General features: G+C 40.8%; 19 protein-coding genes. 9 read left to right on the forward strand and 10 right to left on the reverse strand.

All coding sequences use genetic code 11. The features are described 5' to 3' along the window. Positions 1–47: 47 nt before the first annotated feature. Together AC3IRX_RS01080 and AC3IRX_RS01085 are read right to left on the reverse strand one after the other, a co-directional pair. Positions 48–1,049 (reverse strand): peptidylprolyl isomerase, encoded by a 1,002-nt coding sequence (locus tag AC3IRX_RS01080; RefSeq protein ID WP_489210667.1) that lies wholly within the window; start codon positions 1,047–1,049, stop codon positions 48–50. 216 nt (positions 1,050–1,265) lie between these two features. After that, positions 1,266–2,339 (reverse strand): branched-chain amino acid aminotransferase, encoded by a 1,074-nt coding sequence (locus AC3IRX_RS01085; protein WP_489210668.1) that lies wholly within the window; start codon positions 2,337–2,339, stop codon positions 1,266–1,268. An 82-nt stretch (positions 2,340–2,421) separates the two neighbouring features. Here AC3IRX_RS01085 and mnmC2 point away from each other — a divergent pair, with 82 nt between their 5' ends. Together mnmC2 and AC3IRX_RS01095 are read left to right on the forward strand one after the other, a co-directional pair. Further along, positions 2,422–3,096, forward strand: coding sequence for a tRNA (5-methylaminomethyl-2-thiouridine)(34)-methyltransferase MnmC2 (gene mnmC2, locus AC3IRX_RS01090; protein WP_489210669.1), 675 nt, complete (start codon positions 2,422–2,424; stop codon positions 3,094–3,096). Positions 3,097–3,106: 10 nt separating this feature from the next. After that, a complete protein-coding gene (locus AC3IRX_RS01095; RefSeq protein WP_489210670.1) occupies positions 3,107–3,520 on the forward strand; it encodes an NUDIX domain-containing protein in 414 nt (137 codons plus the stop codon). On the opposite strand, the gene AC3IRX_RS01100 is transcribed toward AC3IRX_RS01095, so the two are convergent. Then, entirely contained in the window at positions 3,515–4,309 is a 795-nt protein-coding gene (locus tag AC3IRX_RS01100) for a S1/P1 nuclease (RefSeq protein ID WP_489210671.1), read from the reverse strand. The genes AC3IRX_RS01095 and AC3IRX_RS01100 overlap by 6 nt on opposite strands. Beyond that, complete coding sequence (locus tag AC3IRX_RS01105) at positions 4,306–5,013, reverse strand: DUF4294 domain-containing protein (protein ID WP_489210672.1); 708 nt, start codon at positions 5,011–5,013, stop codon at positions 4,306–4,308. The genes AC3IRX_RS01100 and AC3IRX_RS01105 overlap by 4 nt, the downstream gene beginning before the upstream one ends. Before the next feature lie 54 nt (positions 5,014–5,067). On the opposite strand from AC3IRX_RS01105, the gene AC3IRX_RS01110 reads away from it, so the two are divergent. The 3 genes from AC3IRX_RS01110 (at position 5,068) to AC3IRX_RS01120 (ending at position 7,354) form a co-directional block, all read left to right on the forward strand. Continuing rightward, on the forward strand, positions 5,068–6,144 hold the full coding sequence (locus AC3IRX_RS01110) for a M42 family metallopeptidase (RefSeq protein WP_489210673.1): 1,077 nt from the start codon (positions 5,068–5,070) through the stop codon (positions 6,142–6,144). Between the two features lie 28 nt (positions 6,145–6,172). Then, complete coding sequence (gene rpe, locus AC3IRX_RS01115) at positions 6,173–6,823, forward strand: ribulose-phosphate 3-epimerase (RefSeq protein ID WP_459084816.1); 651 nt, start codon at positions 6,173–6,175, stop codon at positions 6,821–6,823. A gap of 66 nt (positions 6,824–6,889) precedes the next feature. Further along, positions 6,890–7,354, forward strand: a complete 465-nt coding sequence (locus AC3IRX_RS01120; protein WP_489210674.1) for a hypothetical protein — start codon at positions 6,890–6,892, stop codon at positions 7,352–7,354. 113 nt (positions 7,355–7,467) lie between these two features. Here the strand turns inward: AC3IRX_RS01120 and rpsA are convergent, their stop codons facing one another. Beyond that, positions 7,468–9,261 carry a 30S ribosomal protein S1 gene (gene rpsA, locus AC3IRX_RS01125; RefSeq protein ID WP_489210675.1) on the reverse strand — a complete coding sequence of 598 codons (1,794 nt, stop codon included), beginning with the start codon at positions 9,259–9,261 and terminating at the stop codon, positions 7,468–7,470. Positions 9,262–9,632: 371 nt separating this feature from the next. Between rpsA and AC3IRX_RS01130 the strand changes: the two genes are divergently transcribed. Further along, positions 9,633–10,940, forward strand: a complete 1,308-nt coding sequence (locus tag AC3IRX_RS01130; protein WP_489210676.1) for a DEAD/DEAH box helicase — start codon at positions 9,633–9,635, stop codon at positions 10,938–10,940. A gap of 67 nt (positions 10,941–11,007) precedes the next feature. Continuing rightward, positions 11,008–11,352: a MerR family transcriptional regulator gene (locus AC3IRX_RS01135; protein WP_459084822.1), complete on the forward strand. Its 345-nt coding sequence runs from the start codon at positions 11,008–11,010 to the stop codon at positions 11,350–11,352. A gap of 41 nt (positions 11,353–11,393) precedes the next feature. Here the strand turns inward: AC3IRX_RS01135 and rluF are convergent, their stop codons facing one another. The 5 genes from rluF to AC3IRX_RS01160 all read right to left on the reverse strand — a co-directional run bounded on the left by rluF (position 11,394) and on the right by AC3IRX_RS01160 (position 14,877). Further along, complete coding sequence (rluF, locus tag AC3IRX_RS01140; protein WP_489210677.1) at positions 11,394–12,116, reverse strand: 23S rRNA pseudouridine(2604) synthase RluF; 723 nt, start codon at positions 12,114–12,116, stop codon at positions 11,394–11,396. Beyond that, a complete protein-coding gene (gene truB, locus AC3IRX_RS01145) occupies positions 12,116–12,811 on the reverse strand; it encodes a tRNA pseudouridine(55) synthase TruB (protein ID WP_489210678.1) in 696 nt (231 codons plus the stop codon). The genes rluF and truB overlap by 1 nt, the downstream gene beginning before the upstream one ends. 24 nt (positions 12,812–12,835) lie before the next feature. After that, positions 12,836–13,648, reverse strand: coding sequence for an undecaprenyl-diphosphate phosphatase (locus tag AC3IRX_RS01150; RefSeq protein ID WP_489210679.1), 813 nt, complete (start codon positions 13,646–13,648; stop codon positions 12,836–12,838). A 64-nt stretch (positions 13,649–13,712) separates the two neighbouring features. Beyond that, positions 13,713–13,976, reverse strand: a complete 264-nt coding sequence (locus AC3IRX_RS01155) for a DUF3098 domain-containing protein (protein WP_489210680.1) — start codon at positions 13,974–13,976, stop codon at positions 13,713–13,715. 1 nt (position 13,977) lies between these two features. After that, positions 13,978–14,877 (reverse strand): cell division protein FtsX, encoded by a 900-nt coding sequence (locus tag AC3IRX_RS01160; protein ID WP_489210681.1) that lies wholly within the window; start codon positions 14,875–14,877, stop codon positions 13,978–13,980. 136 nt (positions 14,878–15,013) lie between these two features. Here AC3IRX_RS01160 and rsmA point away from each other — a divergent pair, with 136 nt between their 5' ends. Together rsmA and mgtE are read left to right on the forward strand one after the other, a co-directional pair. After that, positions 15,014–15,784, forward strand: coding sequence for a 16S rRNA (adenine(1518)-N(6)/adenine(1519)-N(6))-dimethyltransferase RsmA (rsmA, locus tag AC3IRX_RS01165; RefSeq protein WP_489210682.1), 771 nt, complete (start codon positions 15,014–15,016; stop codon positions 15,782–15,784). Positions 15,785–15,897: 113 nt separating this feature from the next. Further along, a complete protein-coding gene (mgtE, locus tag AC3IRX_RS01170; protein WP_489210683.1) occupies positions 15,898–17,250 on the forward strand; it encodes a magnesium transporter in 1,353 nt (450 codons plus the stop codon). Positions 17,251–17,260 lie beyond the last annotated feature (10 nt).

Raw genomic sequence — 17,260 nt, forward strand, 5'->3', positions numbered from 1 at the left:
TTCGTGAATTCACGAAATTGCTTTTTTATTGAGTAAAGAGGGGAAGATTATTTCGCCTCAATAAGCTGCACGTCAAATAATAACCATGCATTGGCAGGAATAACTCCTCCAGCGCCACGCGCTCCATATCCTAATGTGGGTGGAATTAAGAAGGTCGCTTCTTCTCCTTCATTAAGAAGAAGGATTCCTTCGTCCCAACCTTGGATCACCATTCCGGTTCCCACTGGGAATTCAATAGGTTCTCCTCTTTTGAAAGAGTTGTCAAATTCAGTCCCGTCCAAAAGTTTTCCTGCATAATGAACAGAAACGGTGTTTCCTTTTTCTGCTTTTTTGCCTTCCGCTTTTTTCGTGATTTTGTAGTAAAGACCTGAATCCGTCTTTTGCATTCCTTCTTTTAATGCTTCGAATTCTTTCTCCGCTTCTATTTTTCTTTTTTCTTCGAATGCTTTGTTGTTTTCTGCAATTTTTGCTTTGCCATTTTCAAACACTTGCGCTGCATCAAATTTTTCGTAAGGCTCGCCTTTTCCGAAAATAGATACTTTTTCTAAAACGATGTCAGTTTTAGGTCTGTCAGAAGGTCCTTTTTCTACTTCAGAAATTTCATCGATTACATTTTCTCCTTCTACTACTTTTCCAAAGATCGTGTGTTTTCCGTCTAACCAAGGAGTTGCCACTTGCGTAATGAAGAACTGAGATCCATTGGTGTTAGGTCCTGAGTTCGCCATAGAAAGGATTCCTTTCCCTGTATGTTGTAGGTCGTTCTTTTCGTCATCAAATTTATACCCTGGATCTCCCATTCCCGTTCCTTGAGGATCTCCCCCTTGGATCATGAAGTTTTCAATCACACGGTGAAAGATGGTTCCATCGTAAAATGGAGTTCCTTTCGGTTTGTTACTCTGAATTTTTCCTTGCGCTAAGCCCACGAAATTGGCTACCGTTACCGGTGACTTGTCCGCTTCTAATTTCACGAGCATGGCTCCTTTTGAAGTCTGTAAGTTTGCGTAAAGTCCATTGTCTAGACCTTCGTAAAGTTCTTTGTCTACGTTCATTTTTTTATATATTGGTGTACAATTTATTAGCACGATACCGGCTAATGCGAATAGGATTTTATTAATTTTCATTCTAAATTTTCTTATGCCGTGGCGAGAAAGTTTTCGCTTTCTTTAGCCTAAAGAAAACGTTTTGCGAAATTAATGAATTTTCATGACTATCAGAAACAAAATAACCGGGAATCATCCCGGCTATTTTTGTCTAAAAAATAGGGTTTAGATTTTGTCCGCAAATCCTTCTTCTACAAGAACTCTCCATCCGAAGGGATCTTCTTTTTGGTTGGTCTGAATAGAAACCAAGTCGTCCTGAAGTGTAAGTGCGTAGCTGTCTTCTTTGCTTAAGGTAGGAAGCTCAAGTTTCTCCTCTCCGTACCCAATCGCTTTGAAAGCAGAAGTAACCACAGCGGTACCCACTCCCCATACTTCTTTTAAAGTACCTTCTTTATGGGCGTTCACTACGTCTTTCACTTTTACATCTCCAATCACCACTTCTAAGTTTCTTTTCTTCGCAAGTTGGATAAAGCTATCGCGCGTCACTCCGTCAAGAATTTTCTCAGATGTAGAAGGCGTATAGATCGTATCTCCGATACGAACAAATACGTTCATGGTTCCACTTTCTTCAAAGTTTTCATGCGTCGTGTCGTCGGTCCAAATGATTTGTTCGTATCCTTCCTCGTTTGCTAGTTTCGTCGGATAAAAAGAAGCTGCGTAGTTCCCAGCGGCTTTTGCAAATCCAACTCCACCGCTTGCGGATCTAGAGTAATAATCGGAAATTTTTACAGAAACCGGCTCAGAGTAATAACTCTTCGCTGGAGAAGCGACGATAGCAAACATGTACTTGTTTGCAATTCTAGCTTTTAGTCCTTCTTCCGTCGCGAAAATAAGCGGACGAATGTAAAGGGATTTTCCTTCTCCATACGGAATCCATGCGCGGTCTATATCCATTAGGGCTTGTAATCCTTCCATGAATACCTCCTCAGGTACTTCCGGCATCGCAAGGCGAGTAGCGGATTTGTTTAATCTCGTGAAATTCTTTTCCGGTCTAAATAAAAACACCTGTCCGTCTTTGTCTTTGTAGGCTTTCATACCTTCAAAACATGCCTGTCCATAGTTGAAAGTCATGTTGGCTGGAGAAAAAGAAAGAGGACCGTAAGGCATTAATTTAGGCTCTCCCCATTTTCCATTCTCGTACTCACATAGAACCATGTGGTCTATAAAGTGATCTCCAAACGAATAGTTTTCGGTATCAAAGGAGTCAATTTTTGAATTGGTGGTTTTTTGAATTATCATTTTATTAAAAATATTTTTATATTTTACGATAGAATTTAATTGATAAATATAAATATTAATTTTAAATTTGGCAAATATTGTTATGGAAAGAGAGGTTAAATTCACAGAAGATGGAAGTAAAACTTTGTTTATCAAGGAAATAAACGAAGGTTATCACTCCGGGCACGGGGCCTTGCAGGAGGCTAAATACGTATTTATAGAAAATGGGTTCAAACTCGTACAACGTTGTGAAATTAATATTTTAGAACTCGGATTCGGAACAGGTTTAAATGTTTTGGTTACGATTGATGAATTTTTAAAAACGGGTCAAAATCAGGTTGTAAATTATTTTAGCCTTGAAAAATTCCCCGTTTTGCCAGAAGAACTCGTAGCGCTAGAGTACCCCAGTCTTTTTGATAACAAACTTCTTGAAGGCTATTTTGACAGGCTGCACAAGGCGCCCTGGGGAGAGGCAGTCGAAGTTTGTGAGAACTTTTTTGTCACGAAAATCGAGGCTGACTTTTTTGATTTAAAGTCTTTGCCTATGCCCCCTATAGACCTGGTTTACTTTGATTGTTTTGGCGCTCGGGTCCAGCCAGAACTCTGGGAGATGGATCTAATTTCGCTGGTCGCTGACAAAATGAATGCCGGTGGACTCTTTACCACCTACAGCTCCAAAGGCAGTTTAAGGCGCGCCCTACTCGATTTATCCTTTGAAGTAGAAAAGAAACCTGGGCCTCCCGGCAAAAGAGAAATGATTAACGCCCGTAAACTTTAATTGAGTAGATATGACAAATCAATTTAACATTCGCATTTACGGTCTGTGTATAAAGGAAGGTCATCTTATGGCACTTCATGAAATGTATGCGGGAGAGAAGTTACTAAAGTTGCCAGGCGGTGGTCTTGAGTTCGGAGAAGGTAGCGTAGAGTGTCTTGAAAGAGAATTTCTCGAAGAACTGAATTTAAAGATTGAAAACATAGAGCATTTCTACACCCAAGAAGAATTTGTAGTTTCTCGATTTCGGAAGAATGAACAGCTTTTTACAGTCTATTATACCTGTGAACTTACTAGTGAATCTGATCTAATTATCAAAGAGCCCTCTATTGAAAAAGTAGAATGGATTTCCTTACGAGAAGAAAATCCATTCCTATTGCCTGTAGACCAAAAGGTCTTTGCCTTACTTAGTCAAAAATTCTTATAGAACCTCGTTTAGAACTTGCGCTAAATGAAGACCTCCTTCGTAGAGTTGTTTTTCAAGAAGTGAATTAAATCGATAGAGGTACCCGTACGTGTAATTTTGATCCGGCTTTGTGTACGCATAAATGGTATTGGCCGCTTTGTGCGACTGATAGAGCCAGTCCTCTAGACTTCCTTTCATCAGCTCCTTTTTCTCTCTTCGGGTTTTTACATCCAAGATTTCTGCGTATTCCGTATAGCTGTATTGATTCGCATCAATGAGTTTGCTGTCCCAAAGGGAGTGCAAATTGGTGTTTTGTCCAAAGTACTTAATACGAACTTTGTTGCCCCCAAGATCCTCTGCGCGTCCCGCGTGCATCGGTTGAGCTAAGTCTCCTACCATATGTATTAAAAAACGAAGTTCAATTTCTTTCTGCTCCTTGGAAAGGTTACCGTTTTTTAATCGATTTGCGATTGCTTTGATTTCTGTATACAGTGTGGGAGCATCCTGCGCCTCAAGCGTACGAATGAAATCCGCTTTTGAACTTTGAGGACTCACATTCACGTAATGCCAAGTCTCCGTGTGTTTCCAGTGTCCGGTCGTATCCGACTTAATAAAATCAGGCCAGTTGGCCCAGTAGGCAAGCTTTTGTTTGCCTAGGATTTTTTTGAGTTTATGCTTAGTGGAAGCTTTTAAATTGTTCTCGGCCACTTCTGCAACAATGCGGTGCCCGGTGGTGCCCCATGCAAAAACGCTTGCATATTGACACATAAAGACTGCAACAAGAAGTCTTAGGGTGATTTTGTAGGTCATTCTCTTTTTATTTTAAAGTCTCGGTATCCCGGATAGGGTTGCAAATATCCGACATTCCAGTTACTCTGCAAAAGAGATTCGACAAATTCATCGTCTCTGTATTTGTATGGATTGTAATCTTTTTTTAGTTCAATGTCTGCCGCATTTCCCTTTACGTTCCACCAAAAGGCGCTCCATCCCCCTCGAAGGTCCTTAATGATCTCATAGACGTTCTTTCCCGTGGCGCGGTGCATGAGTTTGGCAAAGACTTGTCCTTCGGAAGTTGTTAAATTTCGAAGCTTTTCCTCGTACTCATTTGCGAGCTCATTTTGCTTCTTTTTTGCGTACTTACGTTTGTCAGAAGAACTCATTTGAGCAAGGGTGGTTTCTAAGGTTCGGTACTGCTCTAGGGCCGTTAGAAAAAGTGGATACACCCGATTTAGTTTTTTATTGAGGAAGAAATAATAATTTCGGTCGAGTTCGTTATTAAAATGGGGCTTTTTTTGAAGCACAAGTTCGTCCATGACCACCACGGTCTCCCCGTCAATCTCATAAATTTTTGCTTTTTGCCTCGCATCGTAGTAAAACTTATTTCCGAACTCATCGGTTTGAAGGCTACTTACGGGGTATTTGGATAGGGGCAGAGCAATGGTATCGCTTTGCGCTTTGAGTAGTGTACTCCCGAAAAGCAGGACCAAAATGCCTGTTATCTTGTATAATTTCATTATTTTTACATCGCTTAAATTCAAGTGTTAAAACTACAAAAAACATTCCCTTTCATGAAATTTGATAAAAAATCAATAAAGTTCCTTGAAACCTATTTAAACACGGCCTCTCCCACGGGGTATGAACGCGGGGGACAAAAGGTCTGGATGGACTTTTTAAAGCCCTATGTCGATGAAATAAAAGTAGATCACTACGGAACTTGCTACGGGATTATTAATCCAAAAGCGGAGTTCAAAGTAGTCATTGAGGCCCATGCGGATGAGATTTCTTGGTATGTGAATTACATCACGGACGAAGGACTTATCTATGTCATTAGAAACGGCGGTTCGGATCAAATGATTGCCCCTTCTAAAGTGGTGAATATTCATGGAGAGAAAGGAGTGGTCAAAGGAGTCTTTGGATGGCCTGCCATTCATACGCGAGGAACGAATTCAAACGAACCGGTTCCCAAAATTGAAAACATCTTTATTGACTGCGGAGCCAGTTCCAAAAAAGAAGTAGAAAGTTTGGGGATTTACGTAGGCTGCATGATTACCTACCCTGACGAATTTTTTGAATTAAATGACAAATATTTTGTGTGTAGAGCCCTAGACAACCGAATGGGTGGCTTTATGATTGCACAAGTGGCTAAACTTCTTAAAGAAGGCAAAAAAAATCTTCCTTTTGGTCTTTACATCGTGAACTCTGTCCAAGAGGAAGTAGGACTCTATGGAGCCGATATGATTGCGGACACCATCAAACCGAATATGGCAATTGTAACCGACGTAACGCACGACACATCGACCCCAATGATTGAAAAGAAGAAAGAAGGCGATCAAAAATGCGGAGAGGGCCCCGTTTTGTTCTATGCCCCTAGTGTTCATCATAACCTTCGTGAACTCATCGTTGAGCGCGCCAAGGCAAAAAAGATCCCTTTTCAAAGAGCGGCGGCTAGCCGGGCTACTGGAACCGATACGGATGCGTTTGCGCATTCTAACGGTGGCGTTCCAAGCGCCCTAATCTCCTTACCGCTTCGCTATATGCACACCACGGTAGAAATGGTAAGCAAAGAAGACGTGAAGCACGTCATTGAGCTTATCTACGAGACGCTCATTGCGATTACCCCAAAAATGAAACTTAAGTACCACTAAGCCTTAGGCTAATAAACTTTTTTGAAAAATGAAGAACCGACTAATTGCTCCTTCCCTACTTTCCGCTGATTTTGGAAACTTACAGCGCGACATTGAAATGCTTAATAATTCGCAAGCGGATTGGCTGCACGTAGATGTCATGGATGGACGTTTTGTACCCAATATTTCTTTTGGGTTTCCTGTAATGAAGCCCATCAAAGAGCACGGAAAGAAATTTATAGATGTGCATTTAATGATTCTTGAACCTGAAAATTACGTGGAGCAATTTATTTCTCACGGTGCGGATTTAGTCTCAGTTCATTACGAAGCTTCGCGACATCTGCACAGAACCGTCACTCTAATTCAGGACAAAGGAGCCAAGGCTGGAGTGGTTTTAAACCCTTCTACCCCTGTGATGATGTTAGAAGACATCATTGACCAAGTGGATTTGGTTTTGTTAATGAGCGTGAATCCGGGTTTTGGAGGGCAGAAGTTTATTGAAAACACCTACAAGAAGATTGCAGAGACCAAAGATTTAATCTTAAGCCATAATTCCACAGCTTTAATTGAAGTGGACGGAGGTGTAAATCTCGAGAATGCGTCTCGCCTCTTTGATGCAGGTGCAGATGTACTCGTGGCAGGCAATGCCGTGTTTTCTCACGAAAGTCCAGAGCGCGCAATTGAACTCCTTAAGCTATAAAGGATCGTGCAATTGATACGCTTATAAAAAGTCAGCTTTTGCTGGCTTTTTTTATACCTTTAATCCATGGAAACTTACCCAACATCAGTATTATCCGACCACCAGAAAGAGGCTCTACGAAACCTGTGGAATACAGAGTATCCTAGTAGACTTGAATTTGAATCTCTAGAAAGCGTAGATCGTTATTTAGAAGGGCTCAGTGAAGCAAGACATTATCTCCTTATGGAGAGCGAGAACATTGTGGGCTGGGCAGCTCGATTCAAAAGAGAGGATCGGTCCTGGTTTGCTGTAATCTTGTCAAAAGAAGTGCAGGGCAAAGCAGAAGGCACAAAGCTCTTAAATCTGTTGAAACAGAAAGAACAGGAACTTTATGGTTGGGTGATTGATGGGAACGAGGAAGTGAAAAAGGATGGCACTTTCTACAGGTCTCCTTTGGAATTCTACCTTAAAAATGACTTCGTGGTTTTAGAAAACGAAAGGCTTGAGCTCCCTACCCTTTCTGCTGTGAAAATAGTTTGGAGAGCAAGGTAGATCGAAACAGCCTAGGTTCACCAGTTGAGTGGAAAAGCTTATCCCACAAAAAATAAAGAAGCTGCCTCTAAAAAAGAGACAGCTTCTTGCTATTTAAAAAACGGGGTGAAGAATTATTCTCCTCCTTCCATTTTCTTTTTAAGTGCTGCAAGCGCATCGATATCACCTAGGGTTGTTTTTTCATCCCCAGTGGAAGCCGCTGGCTTGTTAGAAGAAGAGTTAGAACCTGAGTTCGATCTTCTTTCTTCATCTTTAAAAGTACCGGTGTGGGAAACCACAACTCTTTTGAATTCTTTGTTGAATTCAATTACTTTAAATTCAGCTTGTTCTCCTTTTTTGATTTTAGATCCATCTGCTTTCTCTAATAATCTTGAAGGACAGAAAGCTTCTACTTCTGCATCTTCGAATTGAACTTGAGCTCCTTTGTCAAATACGTCAGTCGCAGTTCCTGTTAGAACAGTTCCTTCTGCATATTTACTTTCGAATTTATCCCAAGGGTTCGCTTGAAGTTGTTTGTGACCTAAAGAAAGTCTTCTAGCCGCTGTGTCAAGTTCAAGAACGATAACTTCTAGTTTATCGCCTACGTTGCAGAACTCAGACGGATGCTTGATTTTCTTAGTCCAAGAAAGGTCAGAAATGTAGATAAGTCCGTCGATTCCTTCTTCTAGTTCCACGAACACACCAAAGTTGGTGAAGTTTCTTACGGTTCCCACGTGCTTAGATCCTACTGGATACTTAGCCTCGATGTTTTCCCATGGATCTTTGTTCAATTGCTTGATACCTAAAGAAATTTTTCTGTCTTCTCTATCTAAAGTAAGCACTTCTGCTTCCACTTCGTCTCCAACTTTTACAAAATCTCCTGCACTTCTTAAGTGAGTAGACCATGACATTTCAGATACGTGGATAAGTCCTTCTACTCCTGGAGCAATCTCTACGAATGCACCGTAGTCAGCAAGAACTACTACTTTACCTTTTACTTTATCTCCTACTTTTAAATCTGCAGAAAGAGCATCCCAAGGGTGTGCTTCCAATTGCTTCATACCTAGTTGGATTCTTGTTTTCTCGTCATCGAAATCAAGGATAACCACTTTCACAGTTTGTCCGTCTTCTAGGATTTCAGATGGATGGTTCACTCTTGACCAAGAAAGGTCAGTAATGTGAATTAGTCCGTCTACGCCACCAAGGTCCACGAATACCCCGTAAGAAGTGATGTTCTTAACGGTTCCTTCAAGAACTTGACCTTTTTCAAGTTGCGCGATGATTTCTTTTTTCTGATCTTCGATATCGGCTTCGATAAGCGCTTTGTGAGAGACCACCACGTTTTTGTATTCAGGGTTAATTTTAACCACTTTGAATTCCATGGTTTTTCCTACATACTGATCGTAGTCTTTGATAGGCTTCACATCAATTTGAGATCCAGGAAGGAAAGCTTCGATACCGTGGATGTCCACAATCATACCTCCTTTTGTTCTAGACTTCACATATCCGTTTACAACCTCACCCGTATCGTGAAGTTCGTTCACACGATCCCAAGCTTTAAGCGTTCTTGCTTTTCTGTGAGAAAGTTGAAGTTGACCTGTTTTGTCTTCTCTACGGTCTACCATTACTTCTACTTCGTCCCCTACGGTAAGGTCAGTTCTGTAACGGAATTCGTTAAGCGAAATCACCCCTTCAGATTTGAAGTTGATGTCTACAATGGCTTCTTTGTCAGTAAGTCTTACGACTTTCCCTACAAGAACGTCATTGTCTTGAAGGTTTTTAAGCGAACCGTTGTAGATTTCTTCAAGGTCGCTTTTTTCTTGTCTTGCATCCGCGTCTAATCCTGATTCAAAAGAATCCCAATCAAACTGTTCTGGTGCTACGTTTTGGTTTAGTAAAACCTCCGCTTTGTCTGTCGTTTCTGACATAAAATAAATAATTTGTATTCAATATTTTTCAATTTTGGCTCAATGTGGTATAATGAAAAATAGAGAAGATGTTAATTGTTAATGTTTTAACTGCGCCAAAATGCCTCCACAAAAAGTGGTGCAAAAATACGCAAACTATTTAATATTGACAATGGAATCTTTAATTTACTTCGGTGTTTTCAACAATTGAATTAAATTATTTTTCCTTTGCTTAAAAATACGTAGCCGGCTCCCAGGCAAGAAAACGATCAGGTAGAACCGGATCTGTTTTTACTGCGAGCTTTGATTGCTTTATTCACTGATGGAAAAAGAAGCTTTCAGTAATGCTAAATATCTACTAGAACAGATTTAAAAAAAATTACCTTTGCAAAATGGAATTAAAATCAATTTACCAAAACCTGCAGATTCAGGATATGAATCAAATGCAGAAATCAGCCTACAAAGCTTCTGAAAACGAAAAAGACCTTCTTCTCTTGTCTCCTACGGGTTCAGGGAAAACTTTGGCTTTTTTGTTTCCAATTTTAAGGAGTTTAAAAAAAGAACTCTCCGGAATTCAGGCGCTCGTTTTGGTTCCCTCTCGTGAATTGGCACTTCAAATCGAACAGGTTTTCAAATCGATGGGAACCGATTACAAAGTTTCGGTGTGTTATGGAGGGCATGATAAAAAAATTGAAATGAATAATCTGATCGAAGCTCCGGCTTTATTGATTGGAACTCCCGGTAGAATTGCCTACCATTTGAATAATGATAATTTCGATCCGAGTCCTATTAAAACCTTGGTTCTAGATGAATTTGATAAATCTTTAGAATTTGGTTTTCATGACGAGATGAGTTTCATTATTAATGAAATCCCTTCTCTTTCACAAAGGATACTGACCTCTGCCACGGCAATGCCAGAAATCCCCAGTTTTACGGGTCTTCATAATGAAGAAGTGGTTGATTTTTTAAAAATTAAGGAAGCAAAACCCGATCTTCAGTATCGAAAAGTCCTAACGACTTCCGAGGAAAAGCTGGATACTTTATTTACACTTTTGTGCAAAATCGGAAACCGAAGAACTCTCATTTTTTGCAATCACCGTGATGCTGTGGACCGAATCTCGGGACTTTTAAGAGAAAAAGGAATATCTCGCGAAACTTTTCACGGGGGAATGGAACAAGACGAAAGAGAACGAGCCCTTTTAAAATTCAAAAATGATTCTTCTCGAATTTTAATTACGACTGATTTGGCTTCGAGAGGTTTGGACATTCCAGAAGTGGAATCGATTGTTCATTACCAATTGCCGCCAAAAGAAGACGCGTTTATCCATAGAAATGGAAGAACGGCAAGAATGCATGCGAAAGGCTTTGTGTATTTATTAATGACTGAGGAGGAGCGATTTGCTTTCATCAAAAATACGATTCCACAGGAAGTTCTAACGCAAGATTATAAAATGCCTTCTAGAACACCCTTTCAAACCCTTTATTTTAGCGCTGGAAAAAAAGACAAAGTAAACAAAGGCGATATTGCCGGGTACTTAATTAAGAAAGGCGGATTAGAAATGGAAGATATTGGACTTATCGAAGTGAAAGATACGACTTCTTACGCCGCTGTCAATCGGAAAAAAGTAATTGAAGTACTAAAAAAGCTTGCAAACGAAAAATTGAAGAATAAAAAGTTGAAAATTGAAATTGCAAAATAATTTTGAAAGATTTCAAGCTTTCCCTTTCTGAAAATTAATGTATTTTTGAAATTGTGATTCCTTTAAAATGAAATTAAATTTACCAGACAAACTCTATTATTCCATCGGAGAAGTTGCCAAGGCCTTTGATGTAAATACATCGCTTATTCGGTATTGGGAACAAGAATTCCCGATCCTTCGTCCCAAAAAGAATAAAAAAGGAAATCGGTATTTCACCCCAGAAGATGTCAAGAATTTAAAAATCATTTACCATTTGGTCAAAGAAAAAGGCTACACGTTAGACGGAGCCCGAATTGCGCTTACCACCAACGCGAAAGTATCCGAGACGGTTTCCATGATTGATCGACTTGAGTTTGTGAAATCAGAACTCTTAAAACTAAAAGATTCTTTGGTAGATAAGCCGGAAGAATAACAAAAGGATTTCCACTACTACCGTCAAGGCTTGTTTTTTCTTTACTCGTAGGTTTTCGAGGAGTCCTCCACCATTTCCAAAAGTCCGCTAAGTTCTTCAGGGGTTAATTCTCTCCATTTTCCAAGTGGCAAATCAAGATGAATATTTAACACACGGATTCTCTTTAATTTCTTTACCTCGTAGCCTAGATATTCGCACATGCGTCGAATTTGACGATTTAGGCCCTGGGTAAGGACAATACGAAAGGTCATCGTGTCAATTTGTTCTACCTCGCACTTTTTGGTGATCGTATCTAAGATGGGCACTCCCCCACGCATTTTTTCTAAAAACTTAGGAGATATAGGTTTGTCGACGCGAACGATGTATTCTTTTCCGTGGTTGTTTCGGGAACGAAGGATTTTGTTGACTATGTCTCCGTCCGAAGTAAGAAGGATAAGTCCTTCACTTGGTTTATCCAGCCTCCCAATGGGAAAGATCCTTCTCGGGTGGTTAATGTAGTCAATGATATTGTTTTTCTCGCGTTTCCTATCCGTGGTGCAAACAATCCCGATGGGTTTGTTAAAGGCGATATAAAGGGGAGCCTCGGTGTCAGGTTTTACCGGTTTTCCATCCACTAGAATCACGTCATTGGCGGTCACTTTTGTGCCTTTTTCAGGCACCTGACCGTTGACCGTGATGCGTCCTTCGTCTAGGAGCTGATCGGCTCCTCGGCGGGAACAAAATCCGATTTCGGATAAATACTTATTAATTCTAATTTCTTCCACTAGGCGGTTGTAAATTCAAATTCTGGGTCTAATATCGATTTGAGGGCATCGTCTACAGAGTACTGCCCTATTTTGGTTCGTCTGAGCGAAGTTAAATAACCTCCCACTTCTAATCCTTGTCCGATGTCATGCGCTAGAGAACGAATGTAAGTTCCTTTGGAACAGCCCACTCGAAAATGCACAAAGGGCAAATCGATTTCGATTTGATCTAGGTAGGTGATGGTGGTAGGTCTTGCCTTCATCTCCACTATTTTGCCCTCACGAGCTAAATCGTACGCTCTTTTTCCTTCCACCTTTAAGGCAGAGAAAATGGGCGGAGTTTGCATGATTTCTCCCTCAAAGGTTTTGAGGACTTGCAAAATTTGAGACTCTGTAATTCCAGAAATGTCCATTGGATTTATTTCCGGCTTTTCCGTGTCATACGACTCCGTCTGTACGCCTAATTTAATCGTGGCCAGATACTCTTTTGGAGCGTCCTGGATCTTCGAGATCTCTTTGGTCGCTTTGCCTGTACAAACAATAAGAAGGCCTGTAGCTCTTGGGTCTAGGGTCCCGGCATGCCCCACTTTTATTTTTTTAAGTTTAAACTCTCGTTTTAGAGCAAACTTAATCTTATTCACGGCTTGAAAGGACGTCCAGTCTAGGGGTTTGTCAACGAGTAGGATTTTTCCCTCTTGTATTTCTTCTAATGTCATTGGCTCTCTTTGGGCTGATTTGCCTTACGCAAATTGGGTGAAGTAGATAAGTAAAACGATTCCTACTACGATGCGATACCATCCCCAAGGTTTAAATCCGTATTTGGTCAGAACGCCAATGAAAAACTTGATCGCGATTACAGCCACAATAAAGGCAATGACATTGCCCACAAGAAAGAGCATAAGGTTGTTTCCTGTCATGAGCATTTCGTATCCTTTTTGCTCAACGCCTTGATGATTCCATGATTTCAAAAACAAGGAATAAACGGTCACAGCAAGCATGGTAGGCACTGCTAGAAAGAAGGAAAATTCAGCGGCTGCTTTTCGAGTTAGCTTTTGTTGCATCCCTCCGATAATGGAAGCCGCACTTCGTGAGGTTCCAGGCATCATAGCCAAACACTGCCAGATTCCGATGAGAAAGGCCGATTTGAAACTTACGTCCTTTTCATCCTCAATAACAGGTGAGGTGAATAATTTATCGATAAAGAGTAAGATGACCCCGCCTACAATCAGCATGATAGCGATGGGCACAGGATCTCCTAATACCGCTTCAATTTTGTCATCAAATAATTTCCCTAGTACAAGGGCGGGCAGCACGGCGACGGCAAGTTTTAGGTAGAAATTTAAATTTTTGAAATTGAAAAATTTCTTCCAGTACAAAAATACGACCGCGAGTATCGCTCCAAACTGAATAGAAACTTGAAACATTTTGACAAATTCGTCTTCTTGAATTCCAAAAAGGGAACTGGTGAAAATCATATGCGCAGTCGAAGAGACAGGCAGAAATTCGGTCAGTCCTTCGATGATCGCAATAAGTATCGCTTTAAATAAATCCATAAGGGTAAGATTATAGGGCTTAAGTTCGCCTTTCTAAAAGTGGCGAACTATTCTAACTAGAGGGTTATTTGCTTCTTTTTAAAATGGCATACACTTCTACACAAAAGCCGAGAAGAATAAGAAGGGGGGCGATTCGGATTCTTACAATCGAGAAGATTCCATCGTTCCAAACGTTAGGGTCAAATTTCCCGTCCACTGTGTTGGCATCCGGTCCTAGCATAAGGATGTATCCTAAAGCAATAAGACCCAAACCCACGAGCATCCATTTGAAATTTTCCTTTCCAAAATAGAAGGGGCTTTCCACTTTACTTTCCTTTTTGTTTGTCATCTTAACTGTAGTATAAATCGTCAATGTTCGAGCGTAGGAATCTCCAAGTGGCAAAGATGGTACTTACCACTGTAATCAAAACGCCAATGGCTAGCACCAGGGCAATGAGCCAGTAGTATTGAGGGTCGTTTTCCATGAAGGCCTGTCCGATTTGGTTTGTAAAGTAATACCATACGCCAAACAAAGCGAGAAGTCCAATAACAGAACCCATTAAACCTAAAAGCATGGCTTCTAGAACAAAAGGCTTTAAAATAAAGCGTCGGCGGGCTCCCACGAGTTGCATGGTTTTGATAATAAAACGTTTGGAGAAGATTTTTAGACGAATGGAGTTGTTAATTAAAACCACGGCTAAGACTAAAAAGAGAAGGGAAAATCCTAAAATCCATTTTAGAATTCGGTTTAAGTTGTTGTAAACATCCACCATTAAAGAACTGTTGTTCTTTACGTCCACGATACCCTTAACACTTGAGATTTGCTTAATGGCATCATCGATTTTGGCAGGATCTACGTATTCAGGTTTTAAGGCTACCTCGACAGAGGAAGGAAAAATGTTTGTATCAAACAAAGCTTCGCTATCAATTCCCATGCTTTTTTTCGCCTCGTCGCTTGCCATTTCTCTTGAAATGTACGTCGCACGTTTTACAGGGACTAAAACTTGAATCTTCTTAAAAGCCTCTTCTTCTAGTTTTGCAATTTTCACCGAGTCTTTCGCGTCGTAATTTTCATTAAAATAAGCATTCACGACAAGCTGCTCTTTAATATAATCGGAGTACTTTTGGGCATTGATTAAAATAAGCCCCATAAGTCCAAGTAAGAATAACACAAGCGCAATCGAAATTACGACGGTAATATTACTGGAACGCAATCTTCGTTTATTAAAATCATCAACCGTTTTAGCCATCAATACAAAATTTTCGGCTAAATTAGAAAAAAACTTCCGAAATTTGCCGGATTGCGGGATAAAAAAAGATGTTAAATAATCCTAAAGTCCCTTTTGTCTCGCAAGAAACCAACCTTAATAAAAATAATCTCAAATTATGAGTGTCAAAGCGAAAAAACACCTGGGTCAACATTTCTTGACCGACCTAAACATCGCCAGAAAAATTGTCGAGAGTCTTTCTTATGAAGGGTACGATCAGGTGCTGGAGGTAGGTCCGGGTACAGGCGTGCTCACGCAGAGCCTCTTAGAGAAAGAGCAGAAATTGTTCTTAGCCGAGATTGATCAGGAATCCATTGCTTATTTAAAGGAGAATTTCGAGGCGATTGACGAGAGCAATTTTGTAGGAGACTTTCTCAAAACGGATTTCGCCTTTACAGAAGGAAAGCCTTTTGCCGTGATTGGAAACTATCCTTATAATATTTCTTCGCAGATTCTTTTTAAGGTGGTAGACTACGTACACCAGGTGCCCGAAATGGTCGGAATGTTTCAAAAAGAAGTGGCCGAGCGTTGTGCGGGAGTACCCCGAACCAAAGATTACGGCATACTTTCCGTATTGATTCAGGCTTACTATAAGGTGGAGTATCTTTTTACAGTGCACGAAAATGTATTCAATCCTCCCCCGAAAGTGAAATCGGGTGTAATCCGCTTGGTTCGCCAAGAAAGAGAAGACCTAGTGGGCATTGAAGTGCTTTTTAAGCAAATTGTGAAAAACGGCTTTGGGCAACGAAGAAAGAAACTTTCCAATGCCCTAAAAGCCCTTGGAATCCCAGAAGAATTAAAATCACACGCTTTTATGGACAAACGCGCGGAGGAACTAAGCGTCGAGGATTTTATTGGGTTCACCCATTTGTGGAAAGAAGCGAAATAAAGCTTTGTGGAATTTCCTCTTTTTTGATTTAAATTTCAAATGGCAAGGATTTTTGGGCCATTATGCCTATTTTTGCGCATTGAATTCCTTTAAAACTTAAAAAACGACCTGATTTGACTGAACCGATCCTTAACCTGAAAGAGCTTTTAAAAGAAGGCATTTCTCAGCGAAATGTAAGTGAAGTCTCTGCATTGCTTGTAGAGATGGAGGCGGTGGATATTGCTAATTTCTTTGAGCATTTAGACCAGGAAGGGCAAAAGTTCGTTTACGATTTAATGGGCAACGAGCAGTCCGCTGAAATGCTTCTTGAAATCGATGAGGACCAAAGAAAGAAATTCTTAACCCAACTTTCCTCCAAAGAAATTGCGGATGAGATTATTGGGGAGATTCATTCGGACGATGCGGCCGATTTAATCGCGGAGCTATCGGAGAAACAGCAGGACGAGATTATCAACCATTTGGACGATGAGGAGCATGCTCAGAACATTGTCGATCTACTTCGCTACGACGAAGATACGGCCGGAGGGTTAATGGCCACGGAGCTTGTCAAAGTAAGCCAAAACTTATCGGTCATCGCAGCGGTGAAAGAAATGCGTAAGCAGGCTGAAGACCTAGATGAAGTCTACTCTATTTACGTGGTCGACGAATCCGAGAAACTCCTAGGCACGCTAAGTTTAAAAAGACTCTTAACGACGTCTTCTGCTTCAAAAGTAGTGGATGTATACAATAGCAAAATTCGCTGGGTGAAGGACAGTGACGAGGCGGAAGAAGTCGCTCGTTTCATGCAACGATACGATTTATTTGAAGTCCCCGTGGTTGACTCCCTTAACAAACTCGTAGGTCGCATTACCATTGACGACGTTTTAGACTTTATTAAAGAAGAAAACGAAAAGGATTACCAGTTGGCCTCAGGGATCTCGAGTGATGTGGACCACACCGATAGTCTTTTCCAAATGACCCGGGCGAGGCTTCCTTGGTTAGTCATCGGAATGGTGGGTGGACTTGTCGGGTCTCGAGTTCTGCAAGGAAATCAGTCTGCCTTACAGACGGAACCGGTTCTTATGTTCTTCGTTCCTTTAATTGCGGCGACGGCAGGAAACATTGGAGTTCAAGCCTCCGCGATTATAGTACAAGGTCTTGCGAACGATACCTTAGGAAAGGATACCTACCGTACGCTTTTAAAAGAGGTTAGCGTTTCTGCAGCCTCGGGAGCTATCTTAGCGCTCTTAATCTTTGCTTTCAATCTTCTTTTCAATCACCACGATTTGACCATTTCACTGACCATTTCGATTTCGTTACTGGCTGTGATTATGGTGGCGGCGGTCATTGGAACCGTAGTGCCCATTGTTTTGAACCGAAATAAGATTGATCCTGCCATTGCGACGGGACCCTTTATTACGACTTCAAATGACATCCTAGGGGTGCTTATTTACTTTGCCATAGCAAGGATGATGCTTCACATTTAGAAAAAATTCC

It is taken from the genome of Epilithonimonas sp. KH_059 (assembly GCF_057838485.1).